Source organism: Pseudoalteromonas sp. SCSIO 43095 (assembly GCF_023650455.1).
Lineage (GTDB): Bacteria > Pseudomonadota > Gammaproteobacteria > Enterobacterales > Alteromonadaceae > Pseudoalteromonas > Pseudoalteromonas tetraodonis.
In genome coordinates, this window is sequence record NZ_CP087995.1 from 2,955,628 (window position 1) to 2,972,135 (window position 16,508).

The 16,508-nt window shown below is 39.1% G+C and carries 17 protein-coding genes, 1 tRNA gene and 1 pseudogene; 6 read left to right on the top strand and 13 right to left on the bottom strand.

What is annotated here, in order from left to right:
- Positions 1 to 27: 27 nt before the first annotated feature.
- From LOC50_RS13940 to LOC50_RS13950, 3 genes are all read right to left on the bottom strand, one after another.
- Positions 28 to 118, bottom strand: a tRNA-Ser gene (locus LOC50_RS13940).
- Positions 119 to 344: 226 nt separating this feature from the next.
- Positions 345 to 485 carry a hypothetical protein gene (locus tag LOC50_RS13945; RefSeq protein WP_250653385.1) on the bottom strand — a complete coding sequence of 47 codons (141 nt, stop codon included), beginning with the start codon at positions 483 to 485 and terminating at the stop codon, positions 345 to 347.
- 759 nt (positions 486 to 1,244) lie between these two features.
- Positions 1,245 to 2,039, bottom strand: a complete 795-nt coding sequence (locus tag LOC50_RS13950; RefSeq protein WP_250653386.1) for a YggN family protein — start codon at positions 2,037 to 2,039, stop codon at positions 1,245 to 1,247.
- Between the two features lie 387 nt (positions 2,040 to 2,426).
- Here LOC50_RS13950 and LOC50_RS13955 point away from each other — a divergent pair, with 387 nt between their 5' ends.
- Positions 2,427 to 2,612 (top strand): PA3496 family putative envelope integrity protein, encoded by a 186-nt coding sequence (locus LOC50_RS13955; protein WP_008108975.1) that lies wholly within the window; start codon positions 2,427 to 2,429, stop codon positions 2,610 to 2,612.
- 118 nt (positions 2,613 to 2,730) lie between these two features.
- Here LOC50_RS13955 and LOC50_RS13960 read toward each other — a convergent pair whose 3' ends face one another.
- From LOC50_RS13960 to LOC50_RS13970, 3 genes are all read right to left on the bottom strand, one after another.
- Positions 2,731 to 3,222, bottom strand: a complete 492-nt coding sequence (locus tag LOC50_RS13960; protein ID WP_250653387.1) for a glutathione peroxidase — start codon at positions 3,220 to 3,222, stop codon at positions 2,731 to 2,733.
- Positions 3,223 to 3,315: 93 nt separating this feature from the next.
- Positions 3,316 to 3,615 (bottom strand): AzlD domain-containing protein, encoded by a 300-nt coding sequence (locus tag LOC50_RS13965; RefSeq protein WP_016900234.1) that lies wholly within the window; start codon positions 3,613 to 3,615, stop codon positions 3,316 to 3,318.
- Positions 3,612 to 4,316 carry an AzlC family ABC transporter permease gene (locus LOC50_RS13970; RefSeq protein ID WP_076922590.1) on the bottom strand — a complete coding sequence of 235 codons (705 nt, stop codon included), beginning with the start codon at positions 4,314 to 4,316 and terminating at the stop codon, positions 3,612 to 3,614. Before LOC50_RS13970 ends, LOC50_RS13965 begins: the two co-directional genes overlap by 4 nt.
- Before the next feature lie 105 nt (positions 4,317 to 4,421).
- On the opposite strand from LOC50_RS13970, the gene LOC50_RS13975 reads away from it, so the two are divergent.
- The gene (locus LOC50_RS13975; RefSeq protein WP_076922591.1) at positions 4,422 to 5,078 is read left to right on the top strand and encodes a cytochrome b/b6 domain-containing protein; all 657 of its coding nucleotides are present in this window, start codon (positions 4,422 to 4,424) and stop codon (positions 5,076 to 5,078) included.
- Between the two features lie 51 nt (positions 5,079 to 5,129).
- Here the strand turns inward: LOC50_RS13975 and LOC50_RS13980 are convergent, their stop codons facing one another.
- Positions 5,130 to 5,582 carry a c-type cytochrome gene (locus LOC50_RS13980; protein WP_013463699.1) on the bottom strand — a complete coding sequence of 151 codons (453 nt, stop codon included), beginning with the start codon at positions 5,580 to 5,582 and terminating at the stop codon, positions 5,130 to 5,132.
- Between the two features lie 78 nt (positions 5,583 to 5,660).
- Positions 5,661 to 6,131, bottom strand: a complete 471-nt coding sequence (locus tag LOC50_RS13985) for a DUF2721 domain-containing protein (protein WP_008108981.1) — start codon at positions 6,129 to 6,131, stop codon at positions 5,661 to 5,663.
- A 233-nt stretch (positions 6,132 to 6,364) separates the two neighbouring features.
- Here LOC50_RS13985 and LOC50_RS13990 point away from each other — a divergent pair.
- From LOC50_RS13990 to LOC50_RS14005, 4 genes and pseudogenes are all read left to right on the top strand, one after another.
- Positions 6,365 to 9,833: pseudogene (locus tag LOC50_RS13990) on the top strand (S8 family serine peptidase).
- A gap of 128 nt (positions 9,834 to 9,961) precedes the next feature.
- Positions 9,962 to 12,133: a S9 family peptidase gene (locus LOC50_RS13995; protein WP_250653388.1), complete on the top strand. Its 2,172-nt coding sequence runs from the start codon at positions 9,962 to 9,964 to the stop codon at positions 12,131 to 12,133.
- Positions 12,134 to 12,292: 159 nt separating this feature from the next.
- Complete coding sequence (locus tag LOC50_RS14000) at positions 12,293 to 12,658, top strand: DUF4870 domain-containing protein (protein ID WP_010392586.1); 366 nt, start codon at positions 12,293 to 12,295, stop codon at positions 12,656 to 12,658.
- A 91-nt stretch (positions 12,659 to 12,749) separates the two neighbouring features.
- A complete protein-coding gene (locus LOC50_RS14005) occupies positions 12,750 to 13,190 on the top strand; it encodes a YqaA family protein (protein ID WP_250653389.1) in 441 nt (146 codons plus the stop codon).
- Here the strand turns inward: LOC50_RS14005 and folX are convergent.
- From folX to LOC50_RS14030, 5 genes are all read right to left on the bottom strand, one after another.
- Entirely contained in the window at positions 13,167 to 13,523 is a 357-nt protein-coding gene (gene folX / locus LOC50_RS14010) for a dihydroneopterin triphosphate 2'-epimerase (RefSeq protein ID WP_013463705.1), read from the bottom strand. The two genes, LOC50_RS14005 and folX, sit on opposite strands and share 24 nt — an antisense overlap.
- Before the next feature lie 3 nt (positions 13,524 to 13,526).
- Positions 13,527 to 14,081, bottom strand: a complete 555-nt coding sequence (folE, locus tag LOC50_RS14015) for a GTP cyclohydrolase I FolE (protein WP_008108996.1) — start codon at positions 14,079 to 14,081, stop codon at positions 13,527 to 13,529.
- 25 nt (positions 14,082 to 14,106) lie between these two features.
- Complete coding sequence (folM, locus tag LOC50_RS14020; RefSeq protein ID WP_013463706.1) at positions 14,107 to 14,826, bottom strand: dihydromonapterin reductase; 720 nt, start codon at positions 14,824 to 14,826, stop codon at positions 14,107 to 14,109.
- Between the two features lie 127 nt (positions 14,827 to 14,953).
- The gene (gene nadE / locus LOC50_RS14025; protein ID WP_036980816.1) at positions 14,954 to 15,790 is read right to left on the bottom strand and encodes an NAD(+) synthase; all 837 of its coding nucleotides are present in this window, start codon (positions 15,788 to 15,790) and stop codon (positions 14,954 to 14,956) included.
- Between the two features lie 72 nt (positions 15,791 to 15,862).
- Positions 15,863 to 16,495, bottom strand: a complete 633-nt coding sequence (locus LOC50_RS14030; protein ID WP_190276276.1) for a YceH family protein — start codon at positions 16,493 to 16,495, stop codon at positions 15,863 to 15,865.
- Positions 16,496 to 16,508: the final 13 nt, after the last annotated feature.

Below are 16,508 nucleotides of genomic sequence, written 5' to 3' on the forward strand. Positions count from 1 at the left end.
CGGAAAAAACCAATTAATACAATTAAGTGGTGGAGAGATAGGGATTTGAACCCTAGAGGGGCTATAAACCCCTGCCGGTTTTCAAGACCGGTGCATTCGACCACTCTGCCATCTCTCCACGTCGTGATGCAGGATAATACTTAGGTGAGTTGCCTGTGTAAATAGCAAAAAGATCGTTTGCTTAAAAAGTGAGCGTAAATGAGGTTTTTTTTGTAAATTATGAAAATTAAAGATGATTTTTAGCTATGAAGAGGGAGCTGGCAGCAAACAGATGGAGCTAAAGAAGAAACTTCATTTAGTGGTTGGGTGTTTGCTGCAACAATACAAAAATCATGGTTGGGTGACTATTTGTATTGAATTGCACCGCCAAGTGCTAATTTTTTTCCGTAACGGTTAAGTTTAGCTAACATTCTCGCTTTGCGATTAGTTGGTTTAACTGCAACGTAAGTTGTGGCTGTTTGGTTTAATGTATTAATTGGGTTCATTGTATTCGCTCCAAGGTTGTGTCTGTTGAAAACGTGTGCATTTTGCCCATAGGTTGGTTAAAAATAAAGCGATAAAAATTGCTGGTGAAGTATTAGTTTTTTTAATCTGAAAGTGTTTTTTTTGATTTGCTATTTAATGGCGTTTGTTTTGATTTTGTATATTTATTCATTATATTTTTGTGCTACATCACTTTTTTATGGGGTTTTTTTCAGTTTTTTTTATTTTAATATGTTTATAAATAGATTGTTTTGAATAGTTATTCAGATTAAATTATTTTGTATTTTTGGGGTGGGTTTTACTTCGTTCAAAGATTTAACATGCTATTTATAGGTAGTTAATTATTTATCCGAGAAGAGCATTAAAATAAACGATAAAAAAGAGTGTTGCTAGGCTTTTAAATTATAAAAAAAGTGCCTAGGTTACTAGGCACTTTGGAGTTAGTTGCGTTTTAAAACGCGTCTAACTGGGGATCGCACCGCCTCAGAATTTGAAACTTAAAAAGGGGTGTTTTTAATATGTTGCAATTTGGGCTTACAATCATCAGCTCGAACGGCATTCTATGTGATCTAGAGCGAAGTGAAGATTATACTTTGGTTTGTATTTTACTATGAAGCCACAAAATGCCTCTGCACAGCAAGAGCAGATCCACTCAACAGTCTATTATTTGAGTTAAATGGGACTGGTGGGGTAAAAACGCAAAATGCGGCATAGCTTAAAAGCAAATGCCGCAAAGGGAGATTAATTAAAATGCTGAGCAGTTAGTGCTGTTTTATAGTAAATAACTCGTAGCCTTTTAATGCAGGCACTTGCGCAGCAAGTTGAGTTTCTTGTTGTGCGATTTCAATAAAGTCACCACACAGTGTATTTGCACGCTGTTCAAGTTTTTTTGCATGGATCTCTACTTTTTCTTCTATTTGTGCGCCCATATTTTCCATGCGCTCTTCAAAGGCTTGCATGTCGCCACCTGAACCCATTAGCTCAGAGCCTAATGCTACTAAAATACTGCCCATTGATTGCATTACGGCCGACTCAACGGCAGTTTCTATTTGTTGTTCAAACTGCTGTTCAAAGTTTTCACCAAACTGAGTGAAGCTTTGCTGGCCCATGACAAATGTACCTTGTTGGTAAAAGGTACCCTCTACTTCTTGTTGAATATCGTCCATCAAGGTTGCAATGTTATCGAGGCCATCAATATTAAATGCATTGGCGACTTCTTCTAATGCAACACCTGCAATTTTAACCCCTTCAAGGGCAATATTGGCCACTTCAGGTAATTGCACGCGTAAATTATCTGTGTAGTTGGTCAGTGCTTGGCGCTGTGCACTATTTAATGCTACTTGCTCGCCATTGATAGACAGCTCACCTTCAGCGGTAAATAGCATGCGCTGATTATTGGCTTTAACAATTTCTAACTCATTAGGTTTGATGCGCACATCGTTCTTAAATACAACGTTACATTCGTCGTTACTAAATGAAATTGAAGAGCTGTTATCGTTATGAGCCATGGCGACGGGGGCGCACATAATTGCGCTAACTAATAATAATTCTTTCATGTTTATTCTCTGTTTTTTGCTGATGATAATTAACTTATAACAAGTTTGGTGCCAATAGTTTTTAGTGTTTAAAAACAGTGGTTTGTGATTTTTAAGCTGCTTTGAAGTTGAAAGTAAAGTCATTGAAAAAGCTAAAATTTGGTCAAAATAACCAACAATTAAATGCTAATAAATAAAATTTATCGATACGATAAAAAACTCTCACTTTCCACAATTCAAATTTAGCGCTATTTATTCACAATACTGACACAGAGACTATTTAGGATAGCGATGTGGCTTTATTTTGACGGAAATTTGTACAATGAATTTGCGTTGAACATTTTAATTTCACCAATTATCGCGATACAAGAATCCGTAATTGGTCTCAAACACTTTATGGAGTGGGTTGTGGGTAAGACATTTAGTTACGATGCGCTAGATGATGATTTTGTTGAAGACGAATACGAAATGGTCGGGCGTAATCAACACGACAAGAAAAAGCAAAAGGTGAAAAGAAAGTTAGAGGATTACCTTGAGCAAAAACGCTTGCGTAAAAACCTAGGTGAAGATGACTTAAACGATTATATTGATTAGGTTGTCGCTAGTACAAATCAGTGCCGACATATTAGCTTTTAACTGCTACTTAGGTAGCATTTAAAGCTCTGTGGGTTGGTAATAAAGAGGCTTTATGCCTCTTTATAATTTTTATGCCTCACACTTTAGCTGCGAGCAATGCTTTTTCAATTACTTTTTCTAGTTTTTCAGGTTTAGTAAAGGGCGCGTAGCGCTTAATCGGTGAGCCATCTGAATTAATCAAAAATTTTGTGAAATTCCACTTAATTTTTCGTGTTAACAACCCCGGTAATACAGATTTTAAATAGCGAAAAACCGGATGTGTATGCTGACCATTAACGTTCACTTTTTCTGAGATTAAAAAACTAACTCCGTAATTGATTAAGCAACCTTGCGCTATTTGATTCGCGTCTCCGGGTTCTTGCTGGCCAAATTGGTTACACGGGAAACCTATAATGACTAAACCTTGGCAGGCATACTTTTCGTGTAATGCTTGCAATGACTTATATTGATAAGTGAATCCACACTCACTTGCAGTATTTACTATTAACACAACTTTACCTACAAACTCTTGAAAATCGATAGGTTGGCCTTGCAGGCTAGTTGCACTTAGTTGATGAAATGGGTGCATATTATTAAGCTATTATTTGTTTATTTGGCATAGTCTAACCTTTGCTTGGTGATTAACAAAGTCGAAATAGTGAACACTGCTATGGCGTTACTGTTAATTTAAAATCAAAAATAACCCCATACCAGCAAGTGTGGTTAGGTAAATATTATGTGTTTTGTAAGCAACTATAATGGCTACAATCGCTGCGCTTAAATAAGGATTTTGCCAATTTAGATTAATGCCACCATCATTTATAAATACAATAGGCACCCAAATCGCTGTTAGAACCGCAGGTGCACTGAAGCTCAAAAACTGCTGCATTTTAGGCCCTACTTTAAATGGTAGCGCGCGATGTAAGAATAAATAACGGGTAAAAAAGGTAATACATGCCATAAGTAAAATAGTCGTCATCATGATTTAGTGTCCTTATTTTTTACTATTCTAGTTACAACGTAACCTGCACTCATCGCGAGTAGTGCTGAGCATACCAACCACAGCTCAAAGCCTGTGCTTTTTAATAAAGTGGCACAGATCCCTGCAACAATGACAGTGATAAGTGTGGCTAAATTTTTAACTCCTGGGATAACCAAAGCAATAAAGGTTGCAGCAATCGCAAAGTCGAGTCCTAAATTGGTGAGATCAGGGAGTATAGTACCGGCTAAAATACCGAACAGTGTCCAAATATTCCAAGCAATGTAAAAGCTAAAGCCTGCGCTGAGCGCGTAAATTAGGCGCGTTTTAGTCTGGTAGGCGCGAGGATGATGCGAAAAAGCAAATAGTTCATCGGTTAATACAAAGCTGACTGGAAGGCGCCAACGCATAGGTTGCTCAATCACTTTGTGACGAACCGCCAAGCCATATAAAAAATGACGAGAGCTAATAATAAATGTGGTAAATAAAATGGTTAACAGAGGGGTATTACCAGCCATTAACTCAATAGCAACCAGTTGAGCCGAGCCAGCAAATACCAATAGCGACATAGCTTGAGTTTCAAAAGGAGTAAAGCCATTTTGTATTGCCAACGAGCCACATAAAATACCCCAAGGAATAACGGCTAAACATAATGGCAGCATATCTAAAAAGCCTTTTAGTATCGGTTTTTTAATGGACTGCATGTGTTTTACTCTGTGTAATAGTAGAAAGACTCATCGGGATACCTTAAGATTAAGATGCTAAAATAGTTAGCGTTTTAGATGATACTGTTTTTTAGGGAAGGTGCAATGTTCAAGGTAAAAGTGTGGGATGGCTTTTTAAGAAGCTTTCATTGGTTATTAGTATTGAGTATTGCTGCGCTTTATTTTAGTGCTGAAGAGGGCATGATAGAGCTACATTTTGTGGTTGGCTTTTTTACTTTAGCGCTTATTTCAACGCGGATTATATGGGGTCTCATAGGCAGTAAAACGGCAAGAATATCGGCATTACTGCATTCTCCTAAATCGGTGCTTGCTTCTTTTAGTGGCAAAAAAACAAATGATGTGGGCCATTCTGCACCAGGCAGTTATATGGTGTTATTATTTTTTATACTGATTATTACGCAGCTGGTTAGTGGTTTAATGAGCAGTGATGGTATTTTAACTGATGGCCCGTTAGCGCAGTATGTATCGAGTGATACGATTGATTTCGCTAACTGGCTGCATCATATCAATTTTGATATTTTATTTTATGCGATTATTTTGCATGTTGTGGCTATTATTGCTTATAAAATAAAAGGCAAGCCTTTGGTAAAAGCTATGATCACCGGTAATAAAGCACTGGCAACACAAAGCTCAGAGCCTGAGACAAAGTCACCATGGATTGCATGGGTTTTATTTTTACTATTACTGGTTTTAATTATGAGTACTTGGGGAAGTGAGCCTTTAAGTTATCTGCTTAGTTAAAAAAATGGCGCTAATACAGCGCCATTTTTATTGTTTAATACACAGTGTTTATTAGTCTTTGAATTGCTTATGGCAATCTTTACAGCCTTTAGCCCATGCACCAAATGCTTTACCAATGACCGCTTTGTCACCTGTTTGAGCTGCTACAGCAAGTTCATCAGCATATTGCTGAAACGCTGTCGCTTTTTTCATAAAAGTATCGTTTTCAGACCATACCGCAGGAAGTGCTGATGTATCGCCTTTTTCAGTGCCTGCGTAAAATGCCTCCCAAGGCATTTTAGATAATGCCGCCGCGTTATTTGCACGCTGTTTGAATTGCTCTGCATCAAAAGGAATTTTACCCTTAAGCATAGCACCCATATCGCCTATTTGAACTGAAATCATAGAAAATGCAGCTTGGCGATACTCAATTGCATCACTAGGCTCTTTAAACGCAGAATTTGCAGATACACTAAGTGCACATGTAGATAGTAATGCCCCGATAAATACTTGCTTCAATTTCACTTTACTCTACTCCTTTGACGGTTATTTGATTGTATTTGTATATTAGCTAACGCTTTAATTCAAGTTAAAGCAATGCCTTTAGTCGTTTATATCAATATCAGCAAATATCATTCCTCGACGCATACTGCGGGTTGCTAAAAATACCTCGCCAAGTAATGACATAAATGCACATATTAGCAATGCCATTGCACCAACAAAACAACTACCAATAGTGACGCCTAAATTAATCGATTGTATGTGCGATAAAAATAACAGCATAACCACAGCACAGACTAATAATGCACTTAATACACTTAAACTAAAGGCAATATGTATGCAGCGGGAGCGCTTAAGAAGCGCTCTAAGCTCTGTAGTTAGAGACAAGTTAAATTCTTCATCGGTGCTAACTTTTAATTTTCGCTCTAACTGCCTGGCTCTGTCTGTAATACGTGCCAAACGGTTGGATAGCACCCCAAGTGTTGCCGCAATACCTGTAATTAAAAAAACAGGGGCAACGGCTGTTTGAATGACTTTGGCCATAGTTAAAATATTAATTACATCGTTATTCATTTATCTCTCTATTTAAATCTTTTTGTTTACAATTTTTTACAAACTGAATGTGTTTTGTTTTCCTTTTAAATCAATGTTTTATGGTGATTTTTCAAGGTGGTTGTTTTTTTGTGTAATTTTAATGTAGCAATGCTGTTGCAGACGCAAAGGCTGACGCTTTATATTCGTAGTTATCAATCAATGGAATTGAAACTAGTAAATACAATAATACATAAACTATCCTAGGGGAAACGATGTCTAATAATATAATTAAAAGAACAGCAATCGCGACAGCTGTATCGGGTGCATTTGTGGCAACATTTGCCAATGCTGCGACTTTGCCAAATACTACAATGACTAACAAGCAAGTAGAGCAAATAAAAGAATTGGCAGCTGATAAAAAAGCGCCTTCAGCCCACATGATTGTTTTAAAAGCAAAAACCTCAGTTGATGCAGTTGCTGCTGGAACCTACCAAGTATCATCTAACCGTGAAGTAACTGCTCAGGTTGAGCAGCTACAGGACATAATGGCGCTTGAGCTTAGCAGCCTAGATTTTAATGCTAAGGTAATTGGCAAAACTAAAATTTTAGCGCCAACGTTAATTGTTCAAGCAACCCCTGAAGCGTTAGCAAAAATTGCAAAAGATGATCGTGTTGCTAGAGTTTTACCAATGTTCGATCGTGAGTTACATGTTGCAGCCAGTTCAGAATATATTAATGCCAAGCCGTTAATTACTGATGGTATTGCAAGTGGTAAAGGTCAGCGTGTTGCTGTACTTGATACGGGTATCGATTACACTCATGCTGCTTTCGGTGGCGCAGGCACTGTTGAAGCTTACCTAGCCGCACAGGCAGATCCAACATCAGTTGCATGGCCACAAGGCATTGTACAAGGTGGTTACGACTTTATACGTGATGATGCCGACCCTATTGAAAATGATGCCGCTAACTCGCCATCAACGGGTGATCCAACTAATCACGGTACATCATCTGCAAACTCTGTAAATGGTATTGCGCCTGACGTTGAACTTTACGCTTACTCAGTATGTGGCGGCGGTTGTCCTGGCGATGCGCAAGCGGCTGCTCTAGAAGCTGCAATGGATCCTAACGGTGATGGCGATATTTCAGACCGTGTTGATGTAATGAATATGTCTCTTGGTGGTGAATTTGGTGACACTTACACGGGTGGTGGTACACAGTACTTAGTTCAACGTGCAGTTGATTTAGGTGTGAATATGGTTATTTCTGCTGGTAACGATGGTGATAATCCGTTCCGTGTTGGTGGTCCAAGTACTACACCTAACGCACTATCTGTTGGCGCTATGACTCACCCAACAACTGAAATCGGTGTGGCATCAGGTACTGTTGCTGGCGTTGAAGGTAATATCCAGGCATCAGGTTTTGGTCCTCAAGAAGATTTTGCTATTTCAGGTGCAGATATTGAATTAGTTTATCCTGATACAAACCAGGATGGTTGTACTGAATTTGCTGCAGATGTTGACTTTACAGGCAAAGCAGTATTAATCGACCGTGGTGCATGTGCCTTTACGCAAAAAGTATTGAATGCACAAGCAAATGGTGCCGAGTTTGTAATGATCGCGAATAATACCGACGATGGTACCCCAGCACCTATGGGTGGTTCTGATGCGGACGTAACTATTAAAAACGTAGGTATTAATTTTGCTGCAGGCGCTGCTTTAAAAGCACAATTAGCAGCTGGCGGCCCTGCAACATTTGATATTAGCGTTGAAATTAAAACAACGGCAGGTGCGGTTGCAACATTCTCATCTCGTGGTCCTTCTATGGATGGGTTATTAAAACCAGAAATTACAGCGCCAGGTACGAGCATTGATGTAGCAGCAGCAGGCACGCAAACAGGCACAAACCCTGTTTCAGGCACATCTTTCTCTGGCCCAATTACAGCAGGCGCTGTTGCAATGATCCGTGAAGCGCATCCTGAGCGTAATGCGTTTGAGATTAAAGCAACAATCATGAATGCAGCAAACTTAAACGTAACAAATGAGCCTCTAGCTATTAATCCTGATTCAGAGCTTGCGCCAATTAGTATGATAGGTGCTGGTTTAGTTGATGTGACTAAGGCGGCTAACTTGCCAGTTGCTGCATGGGTCCATAATAGTGAGTTTGACACAAAACAAGCTGCACTATCTTATGGTTTAGTAAGTTTAGCGGAAACAGGTTCAATTACTAAAACAGTAACAGTTAAGAACTTCTCTGCAGATGCAAAAACTTATAATCTTCGCACAGAAGCGCGCTACCAAAATGATATTGATACGGGCGCAGTTAGTTGGGATTTCCCTGAATCTATAACAGTACCGGCAGGTCAAGCGATTAACTTTGATATTACAATGACGGTTGATCCAAGTAAATTACCTGCATGGGAATTAGAAAATCCATTCAGTGAAGAGGATATTGCAGCAAGAAGTGCTGCATTAACATCAGTAGAGTTTGATGGTGCGTTAGTATTTGATGATGCATCTACAGATGGCGATCACGATTTACATGTTGTTTATCATGCAATGCCAAAAGCTGCGACTCAGTTGAGCTACTCACCTGAAATTGTTAACAATGAAATGGCATTGGTTATTGAAAATACAGGTCAAACTGAAATTTCTCCACAAGCTGAAAGTATTGTTGCAATGGGGACAGAAAAATCAGTTGAAGATGCTGAATTTAATATCCTGTCTACTACATTCTCTGCATTCAATGCAGATTTCTGTGATTCAGGAATTTATATTACGTCATCAATACAACTACGAGATCCGTTAACTCATACTTTCCAAGCGGGTTATAGAATTGAAATAGATACCAACAATGACGGTGTATCTGATCAGTTCATGCAAAACTTAAATGACCGTGGTCGCACAACTGCATTCCCAGGTCGTAGCCGCACATTAATTGGTACAACTGATGGCGCTGGTAATGATGCATGGCAATGGGGTACGCCGCTTTTCCATGCTGCAGGAGAAGACACAGTTACTTTCTCAGGTTGTTCAGAGTTAATGAATATTGATGCTTCGCTTCTTGGTGAGCAAATGAACTTCAAAGTATCGGTAGGCTACCCTAGTTACCAAACTGGTGTTTACAGTGAAACAGACAGCGTAACAGGTTCAACAGTATTTGGCGTACAACCAGCAGTTGAAATGACCTCTTATGAGACAGGTGAAGCAATTTCTTCACTTAAACCTGGTGAGAAAGCGGTTGTTTCTGCAAGCGGGCCCGTTTGCATTATCGCAAGGTTCAGGTACTAACATTATTAAAGTAATGGCAGCTGAAGACCTAGAGTTACCAGACGTTGAAGCTCCAACGCTGGTTGGTGGTGAGTTTAGTGTTTCTGAAGATGCAGCTGATGGAACTGTAGTAGGTGCGCTTACTATTGAAGAATCAGACTTAGACTTAGCTATTTCAGAGTACTATGTTCAATCTAATACAAACCTTGGTCTTGCTGTTGATGCAGAAGGTCAAATTGTGGTTGCAGATACCACTTTATTAGCGGGTGATACATCTGCAGAAATGGAAGTTGTTGCGATTGATGTTCGTGGTAATGTGTCAGAGCCTGCAATGGTAACAATAACCGTTACTAAAGTAGTACCACCTGTAGTTGTTACTCCAGAGCCTACTAAGAAAAGCTCTTCAGGTTCGTTAGCTTGGTTAACATTACTTGTAGCGCCGTTTGCCTTTATGCGTCGTCGTAAGCAAAAGTAGTGTATTAACTTAAATGTTATTTAAAGGGAGCTTCGGCTCCCTTTTTACATAGCTTCACAAACTAAATCTCCGTGTTATTAAATATTAGGTATATTTAATAAAAATAAAACTTACAGAGATTCCAATCAATGAAACATACCCCATTTGTTCTTACTTTTATTTCCTTAGCTATTTTAGGTGGATGTAACAAAGCGCCTGAAGTTAAACAAAACACGCCTACTGAACAGTCTGTATCTCAAATCGCGGTAATGCCGCCTATTGCGAAGAAAGTACCGCATAAAATGACAGTCCATGGCGACACGCGTATCGATAATTATTATTGGATGCGTGATGATGAGCGAAAAGATCCTGAGGTACTTAGTTACCTTGAGGCTGAAAATGCTTATACAGATGCAATGCTTGCGCACACAAAAACGTTACAAACTAGGTTATTTGAAGAGCTAAAAGGGCGAATTCAAAAAGACGATGATTCAGTGCCAGTTAAAAACGGTAACTATTATTATTCATCACAAACTCGCGGTGATAACGAATACGCAACTTATGTACGTAGTAGTGATTTTGCAGGCACTGACCAGCAGGTTATTTTAGATGTAAACGAGCTAGCTAAGGAACATGATTATTATGCCGTAAGTGGTTTAGATGTAAGTCCAAACGGCAATTTAATGGCATATGGTGAAGATACCGTAAGTCGTCGTATTTATGATATAAAAATAAAAGACTTAAGCACTGGTAAATTACTCGAAGATACGCTTAAAGGTACGAATGGCAGTGTTGTTTGGGCAAACGACAACAAAACGCTTTATTACATAAAAAAAGATTTACAAACTTTACTAGGTTATCAAGTTTATCGTCATACACTTGGTACCCCACAAAGCGATGATGAGCTGGTTTACGAAGAAACAGACACAAGCTATTACACTGGTATAAGCAAAAGCAAAGACGATTCAGAAATTTATATTTGGCACAGCAGTACAACTGCGTCAGGTGTATCGGTTTTAAGTGCTGATGATGTTAAGGCTATGCCAAAACGCTTGATTGAACGTGAAGCGGATCTGGAGTATGGAATTTCTAAGCTGGGTAATACTTACTACATTGTCACTAATTTAAATGCGGTTAACTTTCAGCTTATGAAAGTTGATATTGATAAAGCCGGTGATAAAGCAAATTGGCAAACGGTGATCCCCGCTCGCGATAATATAAAATTAGAAGGCATCGACTTATTTAACGACTACTTAGTGTATCAGCAGCGTGAAATGGGTCAGTCGACTATTATTGCTCGTAACTTAACCACGGGTAAAGAGATACCGCTTAGTTTTAACGACAGTGCTTATACAATTAGCACCTACGGTAACAATGATTTAAATAGCGATACATTACGTGTGTATTATACCAGTATGACAACACCCGCTTCATCGTATGATGTTAATTTAGCTACTGGCAATAAAACATTACTTAAACAACAAAAAGTACTCGGTGATTTTAGTGCAGATAATTACGCATCAGAGCGAATTTTTGTCACTGCACGAGATGGTATTAAAGTACCGGTAAGCCTAGTCTATCGCAAAGACATGTTTAAAAAAGAGGGGACTAATCCGCTGCTACAATATGGTTATGGCTCGTATGGCGCGACCATGGATCCTACCTTTTCTAGCGCTCGCTTAAGTTTGCTCGATCGGGGTTTTGTATTTGCCATTGCGCATATTCGTGGTTCACAAATGCTAGGTCGCCCTTGGTATGAGGACGGTAAACTACTGACTAAAAAGAACACCTTTAACGACTTTGTAGATGTTACCAAGGCATTGGTTGAGCAAAAGTATGGTGCAAAAGATAAAATATTTGCTCAAGGTGGCAGTGCGGGTGGCTTGTTAATGGGGGCAGTGGCAAACCAAGCTCCTGAGTTGTATAAAGGTATGGTGGCTGCAGTTCCATTTGTTGATGTAGTGACCACGATGCTTGATGCAAGTATTCCACTTACAACCAACGAATACGGTGAGTGGGGTAACCCTAACGAGAAAGAATACTATGAGTATATGTTATCGTATTCACCTTATGATCAGGTCAGTAAGCAAGATTACCCAAATATGTTAGTTACTACTGGTTTACATGATTCGCAGGTACAATATTTTGAGCCTGCAAAGTGGGTGGCTAAGCTGCGAGATTACAAAACAGATGATAATAAGCTACTGTTTAAAATCGATATGGAAGCAGGGCACGGAGGTGCATCAGGTCGCTTCAAACGCTTAGAAGATACTGCCTTAAATTATGCTTTTATGCTTGATTTAGCGGGTGTGAATAAGTAACTGGTCTGGCAATATCAATAAGCGCAGCTATTTGCTGCGCTTTTTTATTTTTAAATATACACAAATGCTTTGCATTGGATAAATAAGCATTTACATTAAGGTGGCTAATGAGTGTGAATATCATTTTAGCGCAAAATAAAAACGAGAAGGGAGAGTGTAATGGAACAAAATCAAGAGATTAAAGTCGTCAATAAAGATGACCGCACCTGGGCAATGCTATGTCATTTAAGTGCATTAGCGGGGTTTATTGTGCCATTTGGGTCGGTACTCGGCCCTCTTATTATCTGGTTAATTAAAAAAGATGAAATGCCAATTGTTGATATACATGGAAAAAAAGCCCTTAATTTTCAAATTACTATGGCTATAGCTTATTTTGTTTGTTTTTTACTAATTTTTGCAGCGGTTGGTTTACTACTGTTACCTATGGTGGCTATTTTTTCATTTGTGATGGTGGTTATCGCAAGCGTGAAAGCCAATGATGGCAAAGAGTTTAATTATCCCCTTAGCTTAAATTTGATAAAATAACTGTTTTTATTATTCAGCGCTTTGGTTTTAAGTAAAAAAAATCGTCAAACCCAGCTAATTGCTGGGTTTAGTTTTTAGTCATAAGGAAAAAATGCTCTATATAACATTATTTTTTACAGCATTTATATCTGCCACGTTATTACCTAGCTCGTCTGAAGTATTGATGAGTGGCATGATCATGCAAGGCAATACTAACTTATGGCTGATTTGGTTTGCAGCAACCTTGGGTAATGTACTGGGCAGTTGTGTTAACTATTGGTTAGGGACGCAGGCAATGCGTTTTAAAGATAAAAAATGGTTTCCAGTATCTGAAAAAGGGCTTAAAAAAGCACAACAGCAGTTTAATAAATATGGTGTTTATAGCCTGTTATTTGCTTGGCTGCCCATCGTTGGCGACCCACTAACCGTTATTGGCGGCGTGTTTAAAGTTCGCTTTACTACATTTTTAGTGCTGGTAACGCTCGGCAAGGGGTTACGTTATTTAGCGGTAATAGCCCTTGCCGTTGGATTATTTGTGCCAGTCGAGGGTTAAAGAAACCGAATCGGCAAAGCGCAACGCATGAGGTTTATCTACTCGAGCCTTAGCATAATTAACACTTGGGTGTGAGTGGCAAACAGCAAGAATTTCAGCAACTAGTTTTTCTAACAATAAAAAGTGTCCTTGCTCTACTAAGCTAATCACCTCTTTAGTAATCACTTTGTAGTTAAGTGCTTGGTCTACTTCATCTGTTTCACAAGCTTGATCAGCAGGGTAGTGAATTTCAAGGTTAATGACCACATCTTGTTTTTTTTCACGCTCATCAGGATTAAAACCTATAAATGTGCGTAGTCGTAAATTAGTCACATTAATAATTGCGTTTGCCATACATTATCCTTTGATCAGCTGTAAAAACTCATTACGTGTTTTCGGATCGGCTCTAAAGTTTCCTAGCATTACCGAGGTACGCATGCTTGAGTTTTGCTTTTCTACACCACGCATCATCATACACATGTGTTTTGCTTCAACAATTACACCCACACCTTTTGCACCAGTTACTTCCTCAACCGCTTTTGCAATTTGATGGGTAAGCTGTTCTTGAATTTGAAAACGGCGCGAAAACATATCAACAATACGCGCAAACTTAGATAAGCCTAATACTTTGCCATCAGGGATATAAGCAATATGACAGCGGCCAATAAAAGGGAGTAAATGATGTTCACACATAGAGTAAAGCTCGATATCTTGTATCAATACCATGTCGTCAGCGTCAGAGGTGAATACCGCATTGTTCGTGATTTCGTTAAGCGTTTGACGATATCCTTGAGTAAGGTACTCCATCGCTTTTGCAGCGCGTTTTGGGGTATCAAGTAACCCTTCACGTTCAGCGTCTTCACCTACAGCAGTTATAATTTTTTGATAGCTTTCTTTTAATTCGTTATGCATAAGTTTCTCAGTTTTATTAGATGACTTACTTAAGATGGCGACCACCATCAACAGGTAAAGCACGCCCTGTGATGTAATGGCTGTTCAGTAGTAGGTCTATACTATTGATAATTTCTTGGCATCCAGGTTCGATACCCATTAATGATTTTTTTAAAGTTTTAGCGCGGTACTGCTCATCATCATGTTGGTTAAAAATAATTAATGATGGCGCGACTGAATTCACTTTTATGTTAGGTGCGTATTTAGCGCTAAATGATTTAGTTAAGTTATCCAGTGCGGCTTTACTGGCCGCATAAGCAAGATGCTTTGGACTGCCTGTTTCCACTACATAATCAGTCAAATGAATAATGTCAGCGGGTTTAGCATGCGACGCCTGATAATTTAATAGTAAATCTGCGCAATGTAAGTTTACCAAGTACGGTGTTTTTGCATGAATGCGCATCATATTGTCAAATAGCTGCTCAAAGTGAGGGTTGTTAGCTTCACAGTCCCAGCTTGATGCATTATGAATAACTGCCCTGAGTGAGTCAGTGTGTGATTTAAGCAACGTAATAAAAGTATTAATGCCCTCATCAGTACTAAAGTCAGCATAAAGGCAGGTAACCCCTTGCTGTTCCAACGAATCAACAGCCTCATGACGGGTCCGATAAGTAATAATGACCGCTTGCCCTTGGGCTATAAAGTGCTTTGCCAGCGCAAGCCCTATACGTTGTGCTGCACCAGTAATCAAAATAGGGGGGGTCATAAAATATAAAACTCTCTGTTGGCAAGCGTTAAGGTTAACGTTTAAAAATTTAAGCCACTTATTTTCACGTCATGTTTACGTAAAATACAAGCGGCTCGATCAGTTAAATCACGCTCATAATATTGATTTAAAAAGCATCGTATATTGTTGGAATAGGCTGGCGCTTATGTTGCGTGCGCTGGTAAATTGCAATTAGCGTTTCTTCTACATAACTTGAAACTGCTTTACCTTCTAAAAAGTCATCAATTTCTTCATAACTTAAGCCAAGTGCTTCTTCGTCTGTTAGTCCTGGTCTATCACTTTCTAAATCCGCTGTTGGTGCTTTCTCAACTAAAAACGCAGGCGCACCCAATGTGGTTGCTAATGCACGAACTTGGCGTTTTGATAGGCCAAATAAAGGAGCCAAATCGCATGCACCATCACCAAATTTAGTGTAAAAACCAGTAATATTTTCAGCACTATGATCGGTACCGACCACTAAGCCTTGGCAAAAGCCGGCTATTTCATATTGCGCAATCATGCGTTGGCGAGCTTTGACATTACCTTTAATAAAATCGATTTTATCTTGCGAAGGGAGTGTTTGTTCGGTACCCGCGAGAGTTGCCATTGTCTGCTCATGCAGTGCATCGGTTGCGGGTTTAATGTTTACCGTCATGCGGGTGCTCGGCTTAATGAAATCAACCGCCATTTGCGCTTCACTTTCATCAGCTTGAACGCCATAAGGTAGGCGTACAGCAATAAATTGATAATGAGTGTCAGGGTGTTCTTGGTTAAGCTCATCAATAGCAAGTTGACACAAACGGCCACAGGTCGTTGAATCTACACCACCACTGATCCCTAGTACAAGTGAGGTTGAATATGCCGCTTTTAAACGTGCTTTAATAAAATCCACTCGGCGTTTAATTTCAGCGTTTACATCAATCGAAGGCTGAACTTTCATTTCAGCCATAATCTCGGCGCGCATGGCCCGCTCCTTTAGTTAAATAATTTTTACGCTCTATATAGAACAACTATTATGTGATTTCATATTTATGAATTAAAGCCCTAAGTGAGCTTTTATTTGTTTAAGCTGGGCTTTTAGCTCATCAATTTCTGCAAGTAAGTCATTTAGCTCAGTGTTTTTTATATCATCAGTGTGTGTTTGTGCCTCAAGTGAAGCCTCGTTCACAGATGATTGATCTGCAAATAAATGAATATATCGACAATCCCGTTTACCTGATTCGCGCGGCATCTTTTTAACATGATTGCTTTGAATTAGTTGTTCAAGTGACTTTTCAACATCATCAATACGAGCAAAGTCGGCAAGGCGGCTACAACGTGTTTTTAATTCGCCAGGTGTTTGTGCGCCTCGCAATAATAATAAACAAATAATCGCCCTTTGCTGTAGATCAAATTGCAGGTGACTAAACTCAGTATTACAAAAACGATGATCGTATTTATTAACTCGCCCAGACAGCCCTTCATTTACAGTGACTAATCGCATACTGATTAACTCATCAACGGTTATTTGAACTTGCTCTTCTGTATAATTAACAACTGGCGCGCGATTCGATTTTTGATTACAGGCATTTGTTAATGCATTTAACGATAAAGGGTAGTGCTCAGGTGTTGTGCTTTGTTTTTCTAATAAACAACCAATAACGCGTTGTTGCTCCATTGATAATTGCAATTGCATACCTTAT

Bases quoted from the DNA above. Each gene is read 5' to 3' on its own strand.
- LOC50_RS13945 (WP_250653385.1), bottom strand. From the start codon at position 485: ATGAACCCAATTAATACATTAAACCAAACAGCCACAACTTACGTTGCA.
- LOC50_RS13950 (WP_250653386.1), bottom strand. From the start codon at position 2,039: ATGAAAGAATTATTATTAGTTAGCGCAATTATGTGCGCCCCCGTCGCC.
- LOC50_RS13960 (WP_250653387.1), bottom strand. From the start codon at position 3,222: ATGCACCCATTTCATCAACTAAGTGCAACTAGCCTGCAAGGCCAACCT.
- LOC50_RS13965 (WP_016900234.1), bottom strand. From the start codon at position 3,615: ATGATGACGACTATTTTACTTATGGCATGTATTACCTTTTTTACCCGT.
- LOC50_RS13970 (WP_076922590.1), bottom strand. From the start codon at position 4,316: ATGCAGTCCATTAAAAAACCGATACTAAAAGGCTTTTTAGATATGCTG.
- LOC50_RS13975 (WP_076922591.1), top strand. From the start codon at position 4,422: ATGTTCAAGGTAAAAGTGTGGGATGGCTTTTTAAGAAGCTTTCATTGG.
- LOC50_RS13985 (WP_008108981.1), bottom strand. From the start codon at position 6,131: ATGAATAACGATGTAATTAATATTTTAACTATGGCCAAAGTCATTCAA.
- LOC50_RS13995 (WP_250653388.1), top strand. From the start codon at position 9,962: ATGAAACATACCCCATTTGTTCTTACTTTTATTTCCTTAGCTATTTTA.
- LOC50_RS14000 (WP_010392586.1), top strand. From the start codon at position 12,293: ATGGAACAAAATCAAGAGATTAAAGTCGTCAATAAAGATGACCGCACC.
- LOC50_RS14005 (WP_250653389.1), top strand. From the start codon at position 12,750: ATGCTCTATATAACATTATTTTTTACAGCATTTATATCTGCCACGTTA.
- folX (WP_013463705.1), bottom strand. From the start codon at position 13,523: ATGGCAAACGCAATTATTAATGTGACTAATTTACGACTACGCACATTT.
- folE (WP_008108996.1), bottom strand. From the start codon at position 14,081: ATGCATAACGAATTAAAAGAAAGCTATCAAAAAATTATAACTGCTGTA.
- folM (WP_013463706.1), bottom strand. From the start codon at position 14,826: ATGACCCCCCCTATTTTGATTACTGGTGCAGCACAACGTATAGGGCTT.
- nadE (WP_036980816.1), bottom strand. From the start codon at position 15,790: ATGCGCGCCGAGATTATGGCTGAAATGAAAGTTCAGCCTTCGATTGAT.